Here is a 20,413-nt window from a genome sequence, read left to right on the forward strand (position 1 = left end):
AAAACTATGAAACAGCCAATAACATCTATTTATCGTTTGGAAGACTACCAACCAACCCCTTACGTTATCCCTAAAACACAACTTTCTTTCCAATTAGCACCGACAAAAACCTATGTTACAGCCATATTGTCTATTGAATCCCGTCACGATACAAAAGAATTAACACCTCTTGTTCTTTCTGGTGATGATCTTACTTTAATTTCCGTTTCTATTAATGATGAGATATTAGCCCCAAACACTTATAAAGTGACGCCTTCACGTTTAGAAATTACAACGCCACCAACGGTTCCTTTTACATTGAAATTGGTTACGGAACTGAATCCTGAAAGCAACCGCCAACTTATGGGGCTTTATCTTTCAAATGGTGTTTATTGCTCACAATGCGAATCGGAAGGTTTTCGTCGTATTACTTATTTTTACGACCGCCCAGATGTTCTTTCTACCTATAGAGTGAAAATTGAAGCAGATACCCAAACAATCCCAATCTTGCTTTCAAATGGTAATCTGGTGGAAACAGGAACTTTAGAAAATAATCGCCATTTTGCCATTTGGGAAGATCCTTATCCCAAACCATCTTATCTCTTTGCTTTAGTAGGTGGAGATCTTGATAAGTTAGAAGACCATTTTACAACTGTATCTGGACGACGTATCGAGCTTGGTATCTATGTAGAAAAAGGAAAAACCGAACGCGCAACCTATGCAATGGATGCTCTTAAACGTTCCATGCGTTGGGATGAACAATGTTTTGGGCGCGAATATGATCTTGATGTTTTCAATATTGTTGCTGTTTCCGACTTTAATATGGGAGCAATGGAAAACAAAGGCCTTAACGTTTTTAATGATAAATATGTTCTTGTCGATCCTGAAACAGCAACCGATCAGGATTATAGAAATGTTGAACGTGTCATTGCACATGAATATTTCCATAATTGGAGCGGTAATCGTATTACCTGTCGCGATTGGTTTCAACTCTGTTTAAAAGAAGGATTCACTGTTTATCGTGATCAGGAATTTTCATCAGATCAAAATGTACGCAGCCTACAGCGAATTGAAAATGTAAAAGCATTAAAAGCGACGCAATTTGCAGAAGACGCAGGACCTCTTGCGCATCCTGTACGTCCTCGTCAATATAGCCAAATTAATAATTTTTACACCACAACTGTTTATGAAAAAGGTGCTGAAGTTGTTCGCATGATACGAACTATTTTAGGTCCTACTCTTTTTCGTAAAGGCACTGATCTTTATTTTCAACGTCATGATGGACAAGCTTGTACAATTGAAGATTTTATTACCTGTTTTGCTGAAGTGTCTGGTCAAGACTTCTCCCAATTCATGCTATGGTATGAACAGGCAGGAACACCCAATGTAGAAATCGATAGTCATTATAGCGATGGTGTTTTAACAATTCATGCAAAGCAACATATTCCCGTTACCCCACAACAAAAAACAAAAAAGCCCATGTTTATCCCTATCGCTTTTGGACTCCTAGGACCTAATGGAGAAAACCTCACCTATGAAGCAGATACAGATATTCAATCAGATGTTATGCTTTTATCCAAGGAAAGCCAAACCTTTACATTAAAGGGACTGCGTGAAAAACCCGTTTTATCACTGCTGCGAGACTTTTCAGCACCAATCATTCTACACACTCCATTCAATGAAAGAGAACTTATTTTTCTTGCACAACATGATGACAATCACATCAATCGCTGGCAATCTCTTAATCATTTAATGACGCAAGCTTTGATTCAAAGCATTCAAGATAAAACACAAGAAAAAGCAACACTTCCTTCTGCTTTGCTAAAGCTGATTGAAACGATTATAACAGATGAAACCTTAGAGCCTGAATTTCGTGCCTTCTGTTTAAATTTACCTAGTGAAGTTGAGCTTGCTCATACAATCGGTAAAAATATTGACCCAGATCGTATTCATTATGTCCGCAATCAGTTTTTAGTTTCACTTGCACAAACTCATCAAGAGCTCTTAACAAAATTCTATGGACAAATGCAAACCCAAGAGCCCTATTCACCAAACACTGCACAAGCTGGAAAGCGAGCATTAAAGAATATCATACTGGATTACCTTTCCATTGCTGAAGCCAATCCAAATCGAGCTGCTATACAGTATGCAACAGCTGATAATATGACTGACCGTATGGCGAGTATCGCTGTTCTCGTGAAGCGTTTTAATGAAAGTGAGCAGGCACAAAATGCCTTAAATGATTTTGAAAACAGCTATCAGAATGACCCTTTGGTCATGGATAAATGGTTTTCTATTCAAGCAATGGTTGCTGGCACATCAACACTCGAGAATGTTCAAAAGCTCATGCAACATCCGCTGTTTTCACAAGATAATCCTAATCGTGTACGTTCTCTAATCGGTGTTTTTGCCTCTAACAATCTCACGGGCTTTAACAGGATGGATGGAGCATCTTATCATTTTCTTTGCCAAGTTATTTTGGAAATTGACAAAAAAAATCCACAGCTTGCTTCACGATTATTAACAATGATGCGCTCTTGGCGACAATTAGAACCTATTCGACAACAAAAACTTGAAACTGAATTAAAAATGATTGCTGCTGCGCCAAAATTATCAAGCGATGTTGCTGATATCATCAACCGTCTGCTTACTTGAAACAAAAAATTATTTTAAATCAATATGCTATAATATTTTTTAAAATAAATTCTATAAACTATTCGATCATCATTAAATCTATAAACAGGCAATCTAAGCCTGTTTATAGATCACGTTTAAAGTACTTTTTTCTTTTCATATTCCAAAATCATAAAAGTAAAATTATTTTTTTTTAAAAAAGACTGGACAGAAGACTCCTGTTTTGATTCATTGCACTCGATGGGGTTACTATGAATATCGAAACAGTTTTTAAATCACATTATTCCAGAATTAAAGGAACGCGAGATGGCTAAATTGGACGCATATAATGCGCCAAGGGAGGTGTATGCTGATTCAAAATCAAGCGCTCAAAGTCGCAAGGAGCGGACAGAGCGTACCAATCTGTTTTCTGGTTCTGCCTATAAAAAACTTCTTTTTATTGAACCTTGGCTGCGACGTTCACTCCCATTTGTAATTCTTGCATTTCTTGTTATACTAGCAGCAATCCGTTTCCTATCAATCTATGATTGGCGCAACACAATTGATAAAAACACGCATTCTACCATCGCTCTCTTAGCTTCTCATATTACCAATACAATCGACCGTGACTTACTTGCCGCCACTCGACAAGGAAAAGCTGCTGCTCTTTCTCATAATCATTTACAAAATATCCTGACTAATTTTCGTAACAAAGGTTTTATAAAAACCAGCGCTGTTATTGCTATTGTCGATCAAAAAGGCAATGTCCTAGCTTCATCAAGTTCCGAGATTGTCTTAGGAAAACCCTTACAGAATTTTACCTCTGAAAGCATTACTTTACAAGCTCTAGGAAAACATGCTGGAATCATGAAAATTACAATAGGAAAAGATATTCCTGCTCTCGCTTCCTTTCAGCAAACAGAAAATGGACAATATGGGGTATTCATCAGTGAAAAAATGCAACATATTTACATGGAATGGCGGAAAGCTCTCTCGTTAAATATAACCATGTTCATTGGAACTAGTGGCGTTATCCTTGCTCTTCTTTATGCTTATTACAACCAAATTGTACGAGCACGCAAAACAGATCTTGTTTCAGAAAAAATTCAAAACCGTATTGATATGGCAATGATGCGTGGACGCTGTGGACTATGGGATTGGAATATGGCAAGTGGACGCGTCTACTGGTCACGAGCAATGTACGAAATGCTCGGCTATGTCCCTCAAGATGCATTGCTCTCAATTTCCCAAATTAGCGCCATTATCAATCCAAATGATGCGAATTTTTTTGACCTTGCTCAGGAATTAATGAGCGGTAAAAAAAAGCATATCGATATTAACGTTCCTATGCGTCATGCTGATGGTCATTATGTATGGATGCGCATTCGTGCCGAAGTTACTGAAGAAGAAGAACCCCATTTGGTTGGTATTTCCTTCGATATTAGTGAACAGCAACAATTGGCTGAACAAACAGCGCAAGCCGACCTTCGTATCCGTGATGCGATTGAAAACATTTCAGAATCTTTCGTCTTGTGGGATGCTGAAGGACGTTTAGTCATGTCCAACAGCAAATTTTGCGAATATGCCGCTATTCCTAAACAAATTCTCCAATCAGGTATCCAACGTGCAACCGTCGAAGCCATGGCACGCCCTGCACTCAGTGAATATCCCCTTAAAGATGATGGTACTGGTAACTTAACCAGTATTCGCCAAACGGCAGATGGTTGTTGGCTCAAAATTAACGAACGACGAACCCAAGATGGAGGATTGGTTTGTATTGGTACTGACATTTCTGAGCTTAAACAACAACAGGAAAAATTTGAAGACAGTGAAAGGCGTCTTTTCTCTTTCATTCAAGAACTCAAGCGCGCGCGAGGGAGTGCTCAACAACGCGCAACAGAAGTTGAAAAACTTAATAAAAGTCTGAAAGCAGAAAAAGAACGCGCCGAAAGTGCTAATAAGGCTAAATCAGAATTTTTAGCCAATATGTCTCATGAATTGCGCACGCCTCTGAATGCTATTCTTGGTTTTTCAGATATCATGTTGCAATCGACTTTTGGTCCTCTTGGTTCACAACGCTATAAGGAATATATGCATGATATTTACAATTCAGGAACCCATCTTCTAACCCTTATCAATGACATCCTTGATATGTCAAAAATCGAAGCAGGAAGATTTACGCTTGATTGTAAAAATACCGATCTTGAGCCCATCATTAGTGAAGCAGTACGAACACTAACACCTCAAGCTCAAGAAAAAAATATTGTTGTTACAACAAACATTACCCCAGAACTTCATGCTGAAGTTGATGGTCGTGCAATGAAACAGATTTTCCTTAATCTCATCTCTAATGCCGTTAAATTTACGCCTTCTGGCGGAAATATTGATGTCTGCGCTTTCAAGAAAAAAAATAACCTTATTTTTAAAATTACAGATACAGGCGTTGGTATTCCCCAATCAGCAATTAAAAAACTTGGGCAACCTTTTGAACAAGTCGAAAATCAGCTCACTAAATCTCATACGGGCTCAGGTCTTGGATTAGCCATTTCACGCTCCTTGCTAGAACTCCACAAAGGAAAACTTGAAATTACTTCAAAAGAAATGAAAGGAACAACTGTAACGATTATAATGCCCATCACACAAAGTTAAATTTTTCCATTTTGTTCCCGTTGTAGTAAAATCTGTTTCCGTTTTTCCCCCCAACGATACCCTGAAATAAAACCATTTTTACGCACAACACGATGACAAGGAATGATAACAGCCAATTCGTTACGTGCACAGGCATGAGCAACGGCACGAAAAGCTTTCGGCATACCAATACGGCACGCTAAGATCTCATAGGAAATTGTTTCACCACATGGTATATCACATAATACTGCCCATACTTGTCGTTGAAAAACTGTACCATTTATATCTAAGGGAAAATTATATTTTTTTACCAGCTTAGGTGTTTCTATCATGGCTATAATATGGGCAACTTCTCTCTTAAATGTATTGTCACCTACAACTTGTTGTGCATCACCAAAGCGTATCGTAAACTCCTGTAATAATTGCTCTATAGTGTCTCCTAACGCTATATGACAAATCCCTCTTTGAGACCTAGCCACCAAAAGCTTTCCTATTGATACATCTTTCAGACAGAATCTCGTTTGGGAAATGTTCAGCATTTTAACCTTCTTTATATTTTAAATAAGTCTTGAACATCATCAATAAAGTAAAAGGAGAGTATTCACTCTCTTTTAAAAACAAATAAAATCATTCTGAAATGATCTCCTTAGCCATTGTATTAAAATACACTCTCATCCTTTTATGAAACGGACACATCTATAGATTGACGTTCCCTACCCTAAAACAGAAACTTCGACCAGAGCTGATTTATCAACAATCTTGCTATTTATCTAACAGATTCCAACTGAAACCATTTGATATAGTTTATTTCATAAGCTCTCTACAGACAAATCTTGTCCTGAATTTTATCATATACTAACAAAAAATACCTTAATGTGGTCAATTTTCATACCTTATATCACAGCTCTAAACGGCAGTATTTTACGGAACAACACGATAAGCTTCCCACTTCATTTTACGAAATCCCATTGAACCATAAATAATAGCTTATGTTTTACAAGCAACAGAAAAAGCGCGTGCTCTCTTAAGCAAAAAACGTCATAAAACACAAAGAAAGTATGTCGGCAATGGATTGGAAAGATGTTCCGGCTTTTTATGCTCCACAGTATGCTTGAATATTCTAATTTGTTGGAGCACTGTTATTATTTTTTATCAAAGGTCATACTTTTGATAGACTGACGAGATGACTCAACTCAAAAAAGAAATTTATCTTCAATTTTATGAAAAAAAGCATGGAAAAGGTATTTTAATGCTTACTTTCTTTGTCACTTAACTTATAAAATGATTGTAGCCTCAGAACTGAAATATTTTGCCCGCAACAATCGCACATAGATATTTGTCATAGGAAAAAGTCATGCCCAAACGCACAGATATAAAATCTATTCTTATCATCGGAGCAGGACCTATTATCATTGGTCAGGCATGTGAATTTGATTATTCAGGCACTCAAGCCTGTAAAGCATTAAAAGAAGAAGGTTACCGAATTATTTTGGTAAATTCTAATCCTGCCACGATTATGACAGATCCAGATCTAGCTGATGCAACTTATATAGAGCCCATTACTCCTGAAATAGTTGCCAAAATTATTGCCCACGAGCGTCCCGATGCCCTTTTACCCACTATGGGAGGACAAACAGCCCTCAATACTGCTTTATCATTAAAGCGTATGGGTATTTTAGACCGCTATCATGTTGAAATGATAGGAGCCAATGCTGATGCTATTGATAAAGCTGAAGATCGTGCTTTATTCCGCCAAGCGATGGCAAAAATCGGTTTGGAAACGCCACGCTCTATGTTAGCCAATGCAACAGAACTGAAAGAAGAAAATCGCCAACAACACGCAAAAACGTGTGCTGAACTTAAAGCAAAGCTTTCTGGTGCTGCGCTTGACAAAGCACTCGAAGAACTTGAGCGCAACTGGCGACATACCGAAGCTGATCGCAAACAACATTATATCGCTCATGCAACAGCAAAAGCAGTTCAAGCTCTTGATGTTGTTGGGCTTCCAGCTATTATTCGTCCTTCATTCACCCTTGGTGGAACTGGTGGTGGAATCGCTTATAACCGCTCTGAATTCTATGAAATTATTGAACGTGGGCTTGAAGCTTCACCAACAACAGAAGTATTAATTGAAGAAAGTGTTTTAGGGTGGAAAGAATATGAGATGGAAGTTGTTCGTGATAAGAACGACAATTGTATCATCGTTTGTTCTATTGAAAACATTGATCCGATGGGGATTCATACCGGTGATTCGATCACTGTAGCACCTGCTCTCACCTTAACCGATAAAGAATATCAATGTATGCGCAATGCCTCGATTGCTGTTTTGCGTGAAATTGGTGTTGAAACGGGGGGATCCAATGTACAGTTTGCTGTCAATCCTGAAAATGGGCGCCTCATTGTTATTGAAATGAATCCGCGTGTTTCTCGCTCTTCAGCGCTTGCCTCAAAAGCAACGGGGTTTCCCATTGCTAAAGTAGCGGCTAAACTGGCTGTTGGTTATACACTTGATGAATTAAAAAATGATATCACGGGTGGTGCAACACCAGCATCATTTGAGCCTTCTATTGACTATATTGTGACAAAAATTCCTCGTTTTGCGTTTGAAAAATTTCCCGGTTCATCACCTGTCCTCACAACTGCGATGAAATCTGTAGGAGAAGTCATGGCAATTGGACGCACTTTTCAAGAATCGTTACAAAAAGCACTCCGTGGACTTGAAACAGGGCTTACGGGTCTTGATGAAATTGTGATTCCAGAGCATGCTGAAGGTGATGAAAAAAGTTCTATACGCTCCGCCATTGCCATACCAAGCCCTGATCGTCTACGCTATATTGCTCAAGCCATGCGCACAGGCTTACCCTTAAATGAGATTCACCAAATTAGCAAAATTGATCCGTGGTTTTTAAAACAAATAGCCTCCATCATTGAAATGGAGCAGCGTATCCGCATTCATGGATTACCCCAAGACGCAGATAACTTACGTATGTTAAAAGCTATGGGCTTTTCAGATGCGCGATTAGCCTCCCTTACAGGGAAAGAACCCGATTATATCGCAGCTTTACGCAAATCACTGAATGTTAAACACGTCTTCAAACGGATTGATACTTGTGCCGCTGAATTTTCTTCTCCTACAGCCTATATGTATTCAACATATGAAGTTCCTTTTGCAGGTGTAGAGCACTCGGAAGCACACGTTTCTGAACGCAAAAAAATTGCTATTTTAGGCGGTGGACCAAACCGCATTGGGCAAGGTATTGAATTTGATTACTGTTGCTGCCACGCTGCTTTTGCACTGCGTGATGCAGGATTTGAAGCGATTATGATTAACTGTAATCCTGAAACAGTTTCAACCGACTATGATACCTCTGATCGCCTTTACTTTGAATCTTTAACAACAGAAGACGTTATCGCTATTTTAGAAGCAGAACAGGAAAAAGGAGATTTGGTTGGAGTCATCGTCCAATTTGGCGGACAAACACCCTTGAAATTGGCAAGCGCTCTAGAAAAACACAACATCCCCATTCTAGGTACTTCACCTGACGCTATCGACTTAGCAGAAGATAGAGATCGCTTTCAAAAACTGTTATTTAAACTTAATTTAACACAACCTCAAAATGGTATTGCCCACTCCATTGAACAAGCACGCCTCATTGCCCACGAACTAGGCTTCCCCTTGGTTGTACGTCCCTCTTATGTTTTAGGAGGACGTGCTATGCAAATTATCCGTGATGAACGTAGCTTACAAAATTATTTACTTGAGAGTGTCCCTGAATTAATTTCAGAAGATATCAAAGTCCGTTATCCTAACGACACAACAGGACAAATCAATATATTGCTTGGTAAAAATCCGCTTCTCTTTGATACCTATTTAACAGAAGCAATTGAAGTAGATGTTGATTGTCTATGTGATGGCAAAGAAACACTAATCGTTGGTATTATGGAACATATTGAAGAAGCTGGTATCCACTCTGGTGATTCAGCATGTTCTCTACCAGTCCATACGCTCTCAAATAAAATAGTTACTGAATTAGAGCGCCAAACCAAAGCATTAGCACAAGCACTTCATGTTCGCGGTTTAATGAATGTACAATATGCTATAAAAGATGACACCATTTATGTCTTAGAAGTCAATCCCCGTGCTTCACGTACTGTCCCATTTGTTGCAAAAACGATTGGTCGCCCTATTGCTAAAATGGCTGCACGTATTATGGCAGGAGAAACGCTTCATGATGCTCTTCAAGCTTATGGTGGATCACCTTCTTTGCAAAAAAAACAACATATTGCCGTCAAGGAAGCAGTATTTCCTTTTGCTCGTTTTTCAGGTGTTGATACACTTCTTGGTCCAGAAATGCGCTCAACCGGTGAAGTTATGGGACTTGACTATGAATTTTCGCTTGCTTTTGCTAAAGCCCAACTTGGAGCTGGTGTAAAACTCCCTAAAGAGGGAACTTTGTTCGTTTCTGTAAGGGATGAAGATAAAAAACGCATCTTAAATCCTGTAAAACGTTTAACTGAGCTTGGCTTTTCTGTTGTCGCCACAAGTGGAACACAAAAATTTCTCACCGAACACCACGTTGAAGCAAAAAAAATTAACAAAGTTCTAGAGGGACACCCCCATATTGAAGACGCTATTCGTAATCGCCAAATTCAATTGATTTTTAATACAACTAGCACTGCCAGTGCCATCTCAGACTCAAAATCATTACGTTATGCAGCACTCATGCAAAATGTTCCCTATTATACAACAATAGCTGGAGCCGAAGCCGTCGTAGAAGCGATCAAAGCACTCAAAAAAAGGCACCTTGAGGTACGTTCACTACAAAGTTATTTTAGTTGAATTTTTTTCTACTTAGCAAAATATACACTGTTTTCTTATTTTTTCTTTATATAAAAATTGATTAAGACTTGCTTTTTGTTCTAAAAACTTTTATAGAGGTTTCATCGAATTTTCGGTTACGTGACTTTCTTTCCTGTGCAATCTGCACTTTCGACGAAACTTCTCCCACCTAATTTCGATCTACAACCGTATTGAAGAAATGAAAGCTTCAATGCTCAATATAATTATATATTCTAAGGAGTTTCCTATGTCTACAGGAACAGTTAAGTGGTTTAATACAACAAAAGGTTTCGGATTCATTCAGCCTAGCGATGGTAGTGCAGATGTATTTGTACACATTTCTGCCGTCGAGCGTTCAGGTCTAAACAGTCTTAATGAAGGGCAAAAAATCTCTTATGATGTTCTTCAAGATCGTCGTTCAGGAAAATTTGCCGCTGGTAACCTTGCAGCACTTTAAAGTTTAAATTCTGCAATATTTTATTTAGAAATCTTCGTCTGTAAAGACGAAGATTTTTTTATTTTGTATAAAGCATTATTTTACCTTGTTAAAATAAAAGACTGCTTATCTCCTTTGCACAATTTATCAAACCTCTCTTATACTTCCTCAAAAACTTTCATAAAATCTACGAAGAGATTATCTTGTAAAATATCTCAAAAAAGAAGAATATAGAGCCCGTGTAAGAGTATTTTGGAAGTTTTTTATTGCATACAATATAATCTCTTATAGAATATCCTTAAAGCAATAACCATTTGTTGATATAATATAAGGATTTAAAATTATGGCTTTTATTGCCGACAAACTGTCTCGTATCAAACCTTCTGCAACAATTGCTGCTTCTCAAAAGGCCCGCCATTTAAAAGCATTAGGGCGCAATGTTATTGCTTTAAGTGCTGGAGAGCCAGACTTTGATACCCCAGACAACATCAAAAACGCGGCTATTGAAGCTATTCGAAGGGGAGAAACAAAATACCCTCCCATATCAGGAATTCCAGAATTGCGCCAAGCAATTTCTGCAAAGTTTAAAAGAGAAAATAACCTTCTTTACCAACCAGAACAAATTATTGTTGGTACCGGTGGAAAACAAATTCTCTTTAATGCGTTCATGGCAACTTTGAATAAAGGAGATGAGGTCATCATTCCATCCCCTTATTGGGTTAGTTATCCAGAAATGGTCGCACTCAACGATGGTACGCCTGTCTTTTTAGAAACAAAAGCCGAATTTTCTTATAAACTCCAACCACAAGAGCTAGAAGCTGCCATTACCCCCAAAACCAAATGGTTCATCTTTAACTCTCCTTCAAATCCATCAGGTGCCGCTTATACACATAATGAATTGAAAAAACTTACAGATGTTTTAGTAAAATATCCTCATGTTTATATCCTTTCCGATGATATATATGAACATCTCACGTATGAGGGTTTTACCTTTGTGACTCCAGCTCAAGTAGAACCAGCGCTTTATGAGCGTACACTCACAATGAATGGTGTTTCTAAAGCCTATGCGATGACGGGATGGAGAATCGGTTATGCAGGCGGACCACAAGAATTAATTAAAGCCATGGATACCATTCAAGGACAGCAAACATCTGGAACAAGTGTCATTTCACAATGGGCTGCGGTTGAAGCACTCAACGGGCCACAAGACTTTATTGCTAAAAATAAAAGTATTTTTCAAGCACGCCGTGATCTCGTTGTCTCCATGCTAAATCAAGCTCCTGGCATTCACTGTCCAACGCCTGAGGGTGCTTTTTATGTTTATCCTTCTTGCACCGGACTTATTGGAAAGAAAACACCCAATGGTCAACGTATTACGAATGATGAAGACTTTGCCATAGCGCTTCTAGAAACAGAAGCTGTTGCTGTCGTCCAAGGATCTGCTTTTGGACTTGGATCAACTTTTCGTATTTCTTATGCAACATCAGAAGAATTACTTGAAAAAGCTTGTATACGTATACAGCGTTTTTGCAACAGTTTAATTTAAAATTTTTAATATCATCTCTTGTGATTGTTTTTTGCCGAATGTTAGTATATCCGAGAAAATATCTGAAACTGTGTCATGGTCTAAATCTATCGATTCAGCAAAAATATCTATGAATAAACACAAAAATAGATGCTGTAGATAAAGATCAAAAAAATTTAGCTATCAAATAAATGAATCGGTCTATTATCATAAGAGATGACAAGCCTATTCTACTTTCTCCATTCAATTTATAACTCTAAAAAAGACCGAGCACTTTTAAACACAATTGCCCTTATAATCAAAGGCCCTTACAATAAAATCTCTTCTATTTCTCAGCTTCTTCTTCGTCCTAAAACGAAGAAGAAGCCACCTCCCATCGTTGTGTAAGCAATCCAGTTTCCTTTAAGTTCTATTTAATAACTACTTGATTTACTTCATAGGCTTTATGAACAAGACCTGCCTTAAATATTCACCTCACATTCTAATAAAAAGCACTTCATGTATAAGGTTTTAAATATTTTATATCACACCCCTAAAAGACAGACTTTTACAGTACAATAGAATATCCCCTCTCAAACTCCTCATTGAATTTTAGTATTCTTAAAAAAATTGTTGGATATCCACCAGTTTCGAAATTTTTTCTTTATCATCTTCCCATATATTGCAATTTCTAGGGACTCTTTCAAAAATTAAAAAAAAAGCCGGACATATGTCCGGCAAATTTGGAAAATCCTCAGAGATAAAATCAATCTGATAGATCTTCGTAAGGGAACACTCAAGAAAACGAAACTGGGAGGCAACATAATCAAGAGATAGTATTCTATGTCATTTTATAAGGAAAAGCACAATAAAGACTTAAGCGTATCTGCTATGCAATAAACACATAGCTTTAAATTTGTCTCCATCATGTACCACTCTCTTTAATTAAATAGTAAAAATGTTAACTACACCATCACACGATTGTCCATTTTTCAATATATAATAACCCTCACGGTTGCTAGCATTCATAAAAAACATTTATCCCTCTTTTCAAAAATATTTACCCGTACGAACTCCCTCCACTTTTAATGTGCAACAAATAATTTTAATTGATTCAATATAGGCAAATTTGAAACGAAAGAATATTACGGGAGTCTCAAGTTGCAAAACAGCTAATTATTCCTTATAAATTAAGATATTAATATTAAAAAGACCACTGGCGAGCTTTTAAAAAAATATAATCTCGAAAAGCATTTAACCTTGCCAAATTCTTTAAATTATAAGGATAACAAAAAAAAGTATCAAAAGAAGGAATATCAACCATATCAGGAAAAAGGCGCACTAAATGCTCATCATTATTGACGATATAATCAGGAAGCACAGCAATCCCAAGATCACGCATAAGCGCATTCTTTATTGAGATGATATTGTTGATTTGTAAAACTGAAACGCGCAATGATCCATCACTTCTACCAGCCTTTTCCAACCAATTTAAACCAGACAAATAAGGTGGAACAGGTTCACCGAACGAAATAATACGATGCTCATCGAGATCAGACAATTTTTCCGGCTTTCCATAATTTGCAATATACTTTTCCGAAGCATAGACATGCATATGAATTGTAAAGAGTTTTCTTTGTATAAGATCAGGTTGTTTGGGTTGATGTAAGCGAACAGCACAATCCGCATGACACATTGTCAAATCAAGCTCTTCATCGGAAAGCAAAAGCTGAACCTGCATATCAGGATAAAGACTAAGAAATTCTGGCATACGCTCTGCAATCCACCCTGCCCCCATTCCAAAGGTCGAGGTCACACGCAAGTGCCCCGTTGGTTTTGCATAGCTTTCACTTAATTGCAAACGCACACTTTCAAGCTTCATCAAAACATCATGAGCTGTACGATAAAGAGTTTCTCCCTGTTCTGTAAGAATCAAACCACGCGCATGACGTTGAAATAAGGATACCCCAACCTCTTGTTCTAAAGCCGAAACCTGTCGTGAAACGGCTGATTGAGATAAATGAAGTTTTTGAGCAGCATGCGTAAAAGATCCCGCTTCTGCTGCAGCGTGAAAAACCCTTAACTTATCCCAATCCAACGGTGGCGCCACAATTAATTCTACCTCTATATTCTCTATGTTCTCAATGAGTGACTAACGCCTGGGTATATCCAAAAACCGTTCTGCTTCCAACGCTGCCATACATCCTCTTCCCGCAGCTGTTACAGCTTGGCGGAATGTTTCATCTGTCACATCCCCAGCAGCAAAAACACCAGCAATGCTTGTTGCTGTTGAGTCGGGTGCTGTCCATAAATAGCCGCCTCGTTTTTGTTTCAGCTGTCCTTCAAACAGAGAAACAGCAGGATCATGCCCAATGGCAATAAATATGCCCTCTGCATTCACTTTCATCTCGTGACCTGTCTTAACATTTTTCAGACGTGCCCCTGTTACAACAGCGCCCTTTGAATCTTGAGCTGGCAGCCCCACAATTTCTTCAACCACATGATCCCAAAGAACACGCACATTATTACAAGCCAGCAACCTATCTTGTAAAATTTTTTCTGCCCGAAACTGCCCCCGCCTGTGAACCACGCTTACACTTTTAGCCAAATGCGATAAATAAAGTGCTTCTTCAACAGCCGTATTTCCTCCTCCCACGACAATAACGTCCTTATCACGATAAAAAAAGCCATCACATGTAGCACAAGCGGAAACACCTCCGCCCATAAAGGTCTGTTCACTTTCTAAACCAAGCCAGCGCGCTTGAGCTCCTGTTGCAATAATCAGTGCATCACAAGAATATTGTGTTCCTGAATCCCCATATAAGACAAAAGGATACTTCAACAAATCAGCCTTTATAATTGTATCATAGACAATTTTTGTCCCCATATTCTCAGCTTGTTTTGCCATTTGTTCCATCAACCATGGTCCTTGAATGGGATCTGCAAAACCTGGATAATTCTCAACATCAGTTGTAATTGTTAATTGTCCACCCTGCTGCAAGCCCGTCACCAAAACCGGCTTAAGCATTGCTCTTGCTGCATAGATCGCCGCTGTATAACCAGCCGGACCTGAGCCAATAATCAGCAGACGAATATGCGATTGTACCATTAAATCCCCTTCACTTTATTATAAATTAATTATTCTATAAATGATAACGGAATGCAGCCTTTTAAAAAAATATTTTTCAAGAGCCCTAATTATGTTATGTATACTTCTTTTCAAGTTTTATGAAAAGGTCTGATTACTAATTCATCAAGGCACGCTAATGTTAAGAATTAATCCTTATCCTATAAAGAGAACAATGTAACTTCTTATGAGCACAAAACCATAATAAAAAGAGATACAAAGATAGGGAACGATCATTTTTCAATTTATTATCAATGTCTGTGCACGTTTTGCCTTAATCATGGGAGGAGCAATGCTTTTGCCAATTTTTGTGGATTTGCACGACAACAATCGTAATTGGATAAGCTTTCTCTATTCTTGTGCCATAACCACCATGTTAGCAACGCTGATTCTTTTAGCAACTAAGGGAGCTACTTGTCGCTTTTCAGCACGGCTTGGCTTTATGCTCACTGTTTGTCTTTGGCTTACAGGAAGCATCGTAGGTGCCTTACCTCTTTATCTTTCTCCTCTTCCCATTTCTCTAGCAGGAGCCATTTTTGAATCTGTTTCTGGAATTACAACAACAGGCTCCACAGTCCTTTCTGATCTTGATAATTTATCGCGAAGTATTTTATTATGGCGTTCTCTTATATGCTGGATTGGGGGCATTGGTTTTATCGGTTTAGCCCTCTTAATTTTGCCTTCACTGCGTGTGGGTGGCGTGCGACTTTTTCATATGGAATCATCTGATAAATCTGAAAAAATATTGCCTCGCATCAACCAAATTGCTAACGGAATTATCATCGCTTATGTTGGGTTAACATTGGCTTGTATGCTTTCTTATTTTGCTGCAGGCATGAATTTATTTGATGCCATTAACCATGCAATGAGTACAGTAGCAACAGCTGGTTTTTCAACGCATGATGCTTCTTTTGGCTATTTTTCTGATACACCAGCCATCTTAATTATTTCAACAATCTTCATGTTGCTTTCTGCTTTACCTTTCGTACTTTATGTTAAATTAGTCCTTCCTGGACACTCCAAACGCTTCCTTGACCCACAAGTGATTGTTTTTCTCCATATCGTTCTCCTTTTCAGCTTTGCTTTAGCGGCATGGCTACGGTTTTATGATCATCGCGCGTTCCACTTAATTTTTCTTGATGTCATTTTTCACCTTTCATCCATTATTAGCACCACAGGTTATAGCGCTGAAGATTATCAACTTTGGGGACCGTTTGCGCTTGGAATTTTCTTCATTGTTTCTTTTACAGGCGGATGTGCTGGTTCTACTTCTGGTGGCATGAAAATCAATCGCCTCATTATTCTTTGGCGTATTACACAAACAAATATAGAAAAACTTCTTTCTCCTAATGTCGTTGTAAAAGCGCGCTACGATCACTCAAATATATCAAATGATGTTGCTCAAGCCGTTTTGTTTTTTGTCTGTCTTTATATGTTTTGCCTTGTTATCGGCACTGCACTTTTGCTTACAACCGGTCTTGACTTTACCTCTGCCTTTACGGGGGTCTTAACCGCACTTTCAAATGTTGGTCCAGGCTTTGGAGATATTATTGGCCCCACTGGTAATTTCTCTACAATCAACGACCATGCTTTATGGATTTTAAGTTTTCTAATGTTAGCTGGACGCCTTGAAATCATAACAATATTCGTCCTTTTTATTCCCGCTTTCTGGCGTGAACAATTCTAATGCAGAGAGTATTTTATGCTACCATGATAAAAAATTGACAAGATAAAAAGGCGAGAACAGTATGCGTCATAATATTCACCCCTTACTCAATCCACTGAAGATTTTCTAAAATTTCCATACAAATCATCATATCAATGATATAAAAATAATTCAACAAAAACAATCAAATACCAATATTTTCAAAGCCATAACATATAAAACTTCACTTTATTGATCTTCTTTATCAAATAAAGTGGACGCATAGAACATTCTTTTTTACGAATAATCTCTCATGCAAAAAATATGAATATTTGCTGATAAAAGTGTTTTTTCTCTTTAATAGAGTTACCTCCTTATAGAAAAAAAATGCTATTATATTACGAACTCACAAGCTTATAAAAAACATCTCACAATACTCATCACCCCCATTTCACGACAGCCCTCATGAAAGATATAAAATGGGCACCATCATTTTTACTTAAATAACAATAAGGTGCAAGTCGGTACAAAAAAATAAGATATAAATTAGTACCACCATATTATTTTCTTTCTATTAATGTCGTAACAGCCTGCATTTCAGACAATTTATAAGAAATCTCTTTACACCCTGTCTTCAATAGTTTTTATCCACCACATGCCTTCTTCCAATTGTGATGTACAAGAAGATAGCTCTCATTGTTAATATCAACAGATTTTACATGAGAAAATCTTACGGTACTCAAAGCTCTTATTTAAATTGAAAAGGTAATTTATTTATAAAAATCATATATATTGATCTTAAATCCATCTTATTATGAATTTATTGAAAATATGTACGACTATTTTATCCATGAAGATACCATCATTATCTTTTTAAGACAAGAAAACGTTTTTTTTGCTATCTATTTAAGTCTTACAAAACGAACAATATCAGCACGACACCGTATAAGATAGTGCATAAATCCCCAGACTTGAGTTAAAGCATTATTTTCTTATTCTAAAATATCAATGAATAAAAGTAGCTTTCTTCTCTCCTAGTATGCTTTATCATAAACTACATATCGCTCTCAAGCGTATACATTTTTAATATTTTATCCAAAATTTTGAGAACTTTTTATAGCGTGCTACTAAAGACAATATAAATTTTGTAAAATAACATTTATATCATTGAGCTGTTTTCTTAATGACTATGAAAAACCTTTAAGAAAAATACTTTTTATCATTCCTCAAAAAGATTTTTGATATAATAATCAAAGTGTTTTTTCTGCAAACAGTTCTTTGTAAACACTTCCAATCTTGCTTGCCTCTTTTTCCAAAGGAAAGTGAGTACGAACATGGGTTAAAGCTTTCTTTCCGGCTGCCAATGTTTTTTCTACATCAGCAAAATAAGGTTCAATTGCTGCTGTTAAAGCCGCTCCATCTCCTGCTTGAACAACCGTTCCTGTTCCCTCGACCACCAATTCTTTAAAAATTCCTACATCACTCGCCACTACAGCCGTCTGTGATGCCATTGCCTCCAATGGTGTCAGACCAAAACCTTCCAAACGAGACGGAGTTACATAAAGTGATAAACGGCGATACCACACAGGTATATCAAGCCTTTCACCAAGAAAAATAATGCGGTCGTTTAAACCAGCTTCAGCAATCTTCTGTCGTAATTTCTTTTCAAAACCATAATGCTGTTCTGTAGTCCGACCAGCGATAAGTGCTGTCCATTCGGGATAGTCAGGCAATAATGCTATCATCGCGTCCACAAACAAATCAGTACCCTTTAAATAGCGCACGCGCCCAAAACATCCTACCGCATATTTTCCTGGCACCCCAGTTGCTGGAAAGTAATCATCAGGAATTTTGGGGGGTGAAAAACGCCTAATATCCACTCCATGCATAATAACCTTATGAGGCACTTCTAGATAGGTTCCCGTACATACACTAGTAGCGATAACTTTATCCATACGACGAAGCAACCATTTGGTAAAAGGCTTGTGTTCGCGTCGAGATGCCGAAGTAAAGATGAGTTTAAGCTTCATTCGCAAAACATCGCGTAAAAACACCCCGCAAAGCATCTCAATATTGCGTCGTGCATGCCAAATACGAAATGGCTTCCCTTTCGGACTTTTCCAAAGTCCGAAAAGGTCCTTAAAGGCAAGTGTCGGTAAAGTTCGTGGTAAACCAAACCCCAAAGTGGATATACGCACACCCTGTTCGCGTTGCAGTGGAATAAGCTGAATAATCGTAGATGTTACTCCCGACAAACGCCTTTTAAAGTGAGGCGCAATAATTTCAGTTTCGTCCAAAGATACACGCATAATAATCCATATGTTATTTAAATGTACTGAACCTTAATGATCTCGTAATTATGCGCACCACCTGGTGCATTCACCTCAATCACATCACCTTCTTGCTTGCCAATAAGTGCACGTGCGATAGGCGAAGAAATAGAGATTTTACCAACCTTTACATCAGCTTCTTGATCTCCTACGATCTGATACACTTTTTTTTCTTCAGTGTCCTCATCCAAGAGTTTAATGGTTGCGCCAAATTTTATTTTGTCACCTGAAAGACGCGAGACATCTATAACTTCTGCTCGTGCGATATAATCTTCAAGCTCATTTATACGCCCCTCATTATGACTTTGCGCTTCTTTAGCTGCATGATACTCAGCATTTTCAGATAAATCACCATGCGCACGCGCCTCAGAAATTGCTTCAATAATTCGCGGACGCTCCTGTTGTTGACGCCAACGCAACTCTTCTTTAAGACTCTCAAAACCAGCTGTAGTCATCGGAACTTTTTCCATAATCCGTCCCTTTCTATTACACGGAAGGTTTAATAAAAATACAAAAAACGGCTTCCAAAATTACTTTTGGAATCCGAAAACTACGATCTTTTTTATTATATAGTACAGTATCGCTGTTTTCCATATAAAAATAAATAAAGGAAACAAAACATGCACAAATAGTGATTAAAACATCTCATTTTGGTGTTTAAAACGTTAAACTTCACTCTTCTCTTTAAAGTGTCCTAAAGAAGAAAGAATTGTATTTTTTTCTGTTTTATCATAATCTAGTAAAAGAAATTATATAGAATATGAAGAGAGAAGGATAGAAAATCTCTAAAGAAATTCTTTACAGAAAAATGAAAAAAATCGTCATTTTTTTTATGTTTGGCTCTTTCTTTTTAGCCACAACAATATCAGAGGCAGCAGATGCTTTTGTTACGAGAAATCTTAATTTTAGAACAGGTCCCAGCACTCAATATGCACTTTGCGGCTTAATCTCTGCTGGAGAATTAGTTTTTGTTAAAAACTGTGAAGGAAATTGGTGCCATATCCGATATAACACTCAAATAGGTTGGGTGTCATCTCGTTATCTTTCATTTAAAGATGGAAATGATCTTTATCACACATATACAATGTCTTTAATGCCCAAACGTACCGATTATTCTCCATAACAGCCATAATAACTTATGCCCTCTTGAATATCATCATGGCAAAAATGCAATAGTGTTCACGAACAACCACAAATATGCTCCTTCCAAAGAAATACTTCGAAGAATTTGTCTCATAAAAACTTGATCAATATCCTAATGAAAGCTCTAATAAACCAAAATAAATCTGTTCAATAACGTTTTGCTGTTGT

Annotated in this window: 12 protein-coding genes; 7 read left to right on the forward strand and 5 right to left on the reverse strand. The window is 37.6% G+C overall.

The window, feature by feature from the left end:
• Positions 1 to 6: 6 nt before the first annotated feature.
• Complete coding sequence (pepN, locus tag ACFINR_RS00590; protein WP_375652294.1) at positions 7 to 2,634, forward strand: aminopeptidase N; 2,628 nt, start codon at positions 7 to 9, stop codon at positions 2,632 to 2,634.
• Positions 2,635 to 2,919: 285 nt separating this feature from the next.
• A complete protein-coding gene (locus ACFINR_RS00595) occupies positions 2,920 to 5,241 on the forward strand; it encodes an ATP-binding protein (protein ID WP_375620708.1) in 2,322 nt (773 codons plus the stop codon).
• Here ACFINR_RS00595 and ACFINR_RS00600 read toward each other — a convergent pair.
• Positions 5,238 to 5,759: a methylated-DNA--[protein]-cysteine S-methyltransferase gene (locus tag ACFINR_RS00600; RefSeq protein WP_375652295.1), complete on the reverse strand. Its 522-nt coding sequence runs from the start codon at positions 5,757 to 5,759 to the stop codon at positions 5,238 to 5,240. The genes ACFINR_RS00595 and ACFINR_RS00600 overlap by 4 nt on opposite strands.
• 815 nt (positions 5,760 to 6,574) lie before the next feature.
• Between ACFINR_RS00600 and carB the strand changes: the two genes are divergently transcribed.
• The 3 genes from carB (at position 6,575) to ACFINR_RS00615 (ending at position 12,042) form a co-directional block, all read left to right on the forward strand.
• Positions 6,575 to 10,060: a carbamoyl-phosphate synthase large subunit gene (carB, locus tag ACFINR_RS00605; RefSeq protein ID WP_375652296.1), complete on the forward strand. Its 3,486-nt coding sequence runs from the start codon at positions 6,575 to 6,577 to the stop codon at positions 10,058 to 10,060.
• Positions 10,061 to 10,307: 247 nt separating this feature from the next.
• Entirely contained in the window at positions 10,308 to 10,517 is a 210-nt protein-coding gene (locus ACFINR_RS00610) for a cold-shock protein (protein ID WP_012754908.1), read from the forward strand.
• Positions 10,518 to 10,839: 322 nt separating this feature from the next.
• On the forward strand, positions 10,840 to 12,042 hold the full coding sequence (locus tag ACFINR_RS00615) for a pyridoxal phosphate-dependent aminotransferase (protein WP_375612967.1): 1,203 nt from the start codon (positions 10,840 to 10,842) through the stop codon (positions 12,040 to 12,042).
• A 1,162-nt stretch (positions 12,043 to 13,204) separates the two neighbouring features.
• Here the strand turns inward: ACFINR_RS00615 and ACFINR_RS00620 are convergent.
• Positions 13,205 to 14,110 (reverse strand): LysR family transcriptional regulator, encoded by a 906-nt coding sequence (locus ACFINR_RS00620; RefSeq protein ID WP_273791217.1) that lies wholly within the window; start codon positions 14,108 to 14,110, stop codon positions 13,205 to 13,207.
• A 42-nt stretch (positions 14,111 to 14,152) separates the two neighbouring features.
• Entirely contained in the window at positions 14,153 to 15,109 is a 957-nt protein-coding gene (trxB, locus tag ACFINR_RS00625) for a thioredoxin-disulfide reductase (RefSeq protein ID WP_375631666.1), read from the reverse strand.
• Between the two features lie 310 nt (positions 15,110 to 15,419).
• Between trxB and ACFINR_RS00630 the strand changes: the two genes are divergently transcribed.
• On the forward strand, positions 15,420 to 16,814 hold the full coding sequence (locus ACFINR_RS00630; protein WP_375631664.1) for a TrkH family potassium uptake protein: 1,395 nt from the start codon (positions 15,420 to 15,422) through the stop codon (positions 16,812 to 16,814).
• 1,208 nt (positions 16,815 to 18,022) lie between these two features.
• Here the strand turns inward: ACFINR_RS00630 and ACFINR_RS00635 are convergent.
• Both ACFINR_RS00635 and greA read right to left on the reverse strand, forming a co-directional pair.
• Positions 18,023 to 19,081, reverse strand: a complete 1,059-nt coding sequence (locus ACFINR_RS00635; protein WP_375652297.1) for a glycosyltransferase family 4 protein — start codon at positions 19,079 to 19,081, stop codon at positions 18,023 to 18,025.
• Positions 19,082 to 19,098: 17 nt separating this feature from the next.
• Entirely contained in the window at positions 19,099 to 19,572 is a 474-nt protein-coding gene (gene greA, locus ACFINR_RS00640; protein ID WP_007347010.1) for a transcription elongation factor GreA, read from the reverse strand.
• Positions 19,573 to 19,910: 338 nt separating this feature from the next.
• Between greA and ACFINR_RS00645 the strand changes: the two genes are divergently transcribed.
• Positions 19,911 to 20,225 carry an SH3 domain-containing protein gene (locus ACFINR_RS00645; RefSeq protein ID WP_375612971.1) on the forward strand — a complete coding sequence of 105 codons (315 nt, stop codon included), beginning with the start codon at positions 19,911 to 19,913 and terminating at the stop codon, positions 20,223 to 20,225.
• The last annotated feature ends 188 nt before the right edge of the window (positions 20,226 to 20,413 follow it).

Source organism: Bartonella sp. AP19HLJMH (assembly GCF_042196245.1).
In the GTDB taxonomy this organism is placed as follows: Bacteria; Pseudomonadota; Alphaproteobacteria; order Rhizobiales; family Rhizobiaceae; genus Bartonella.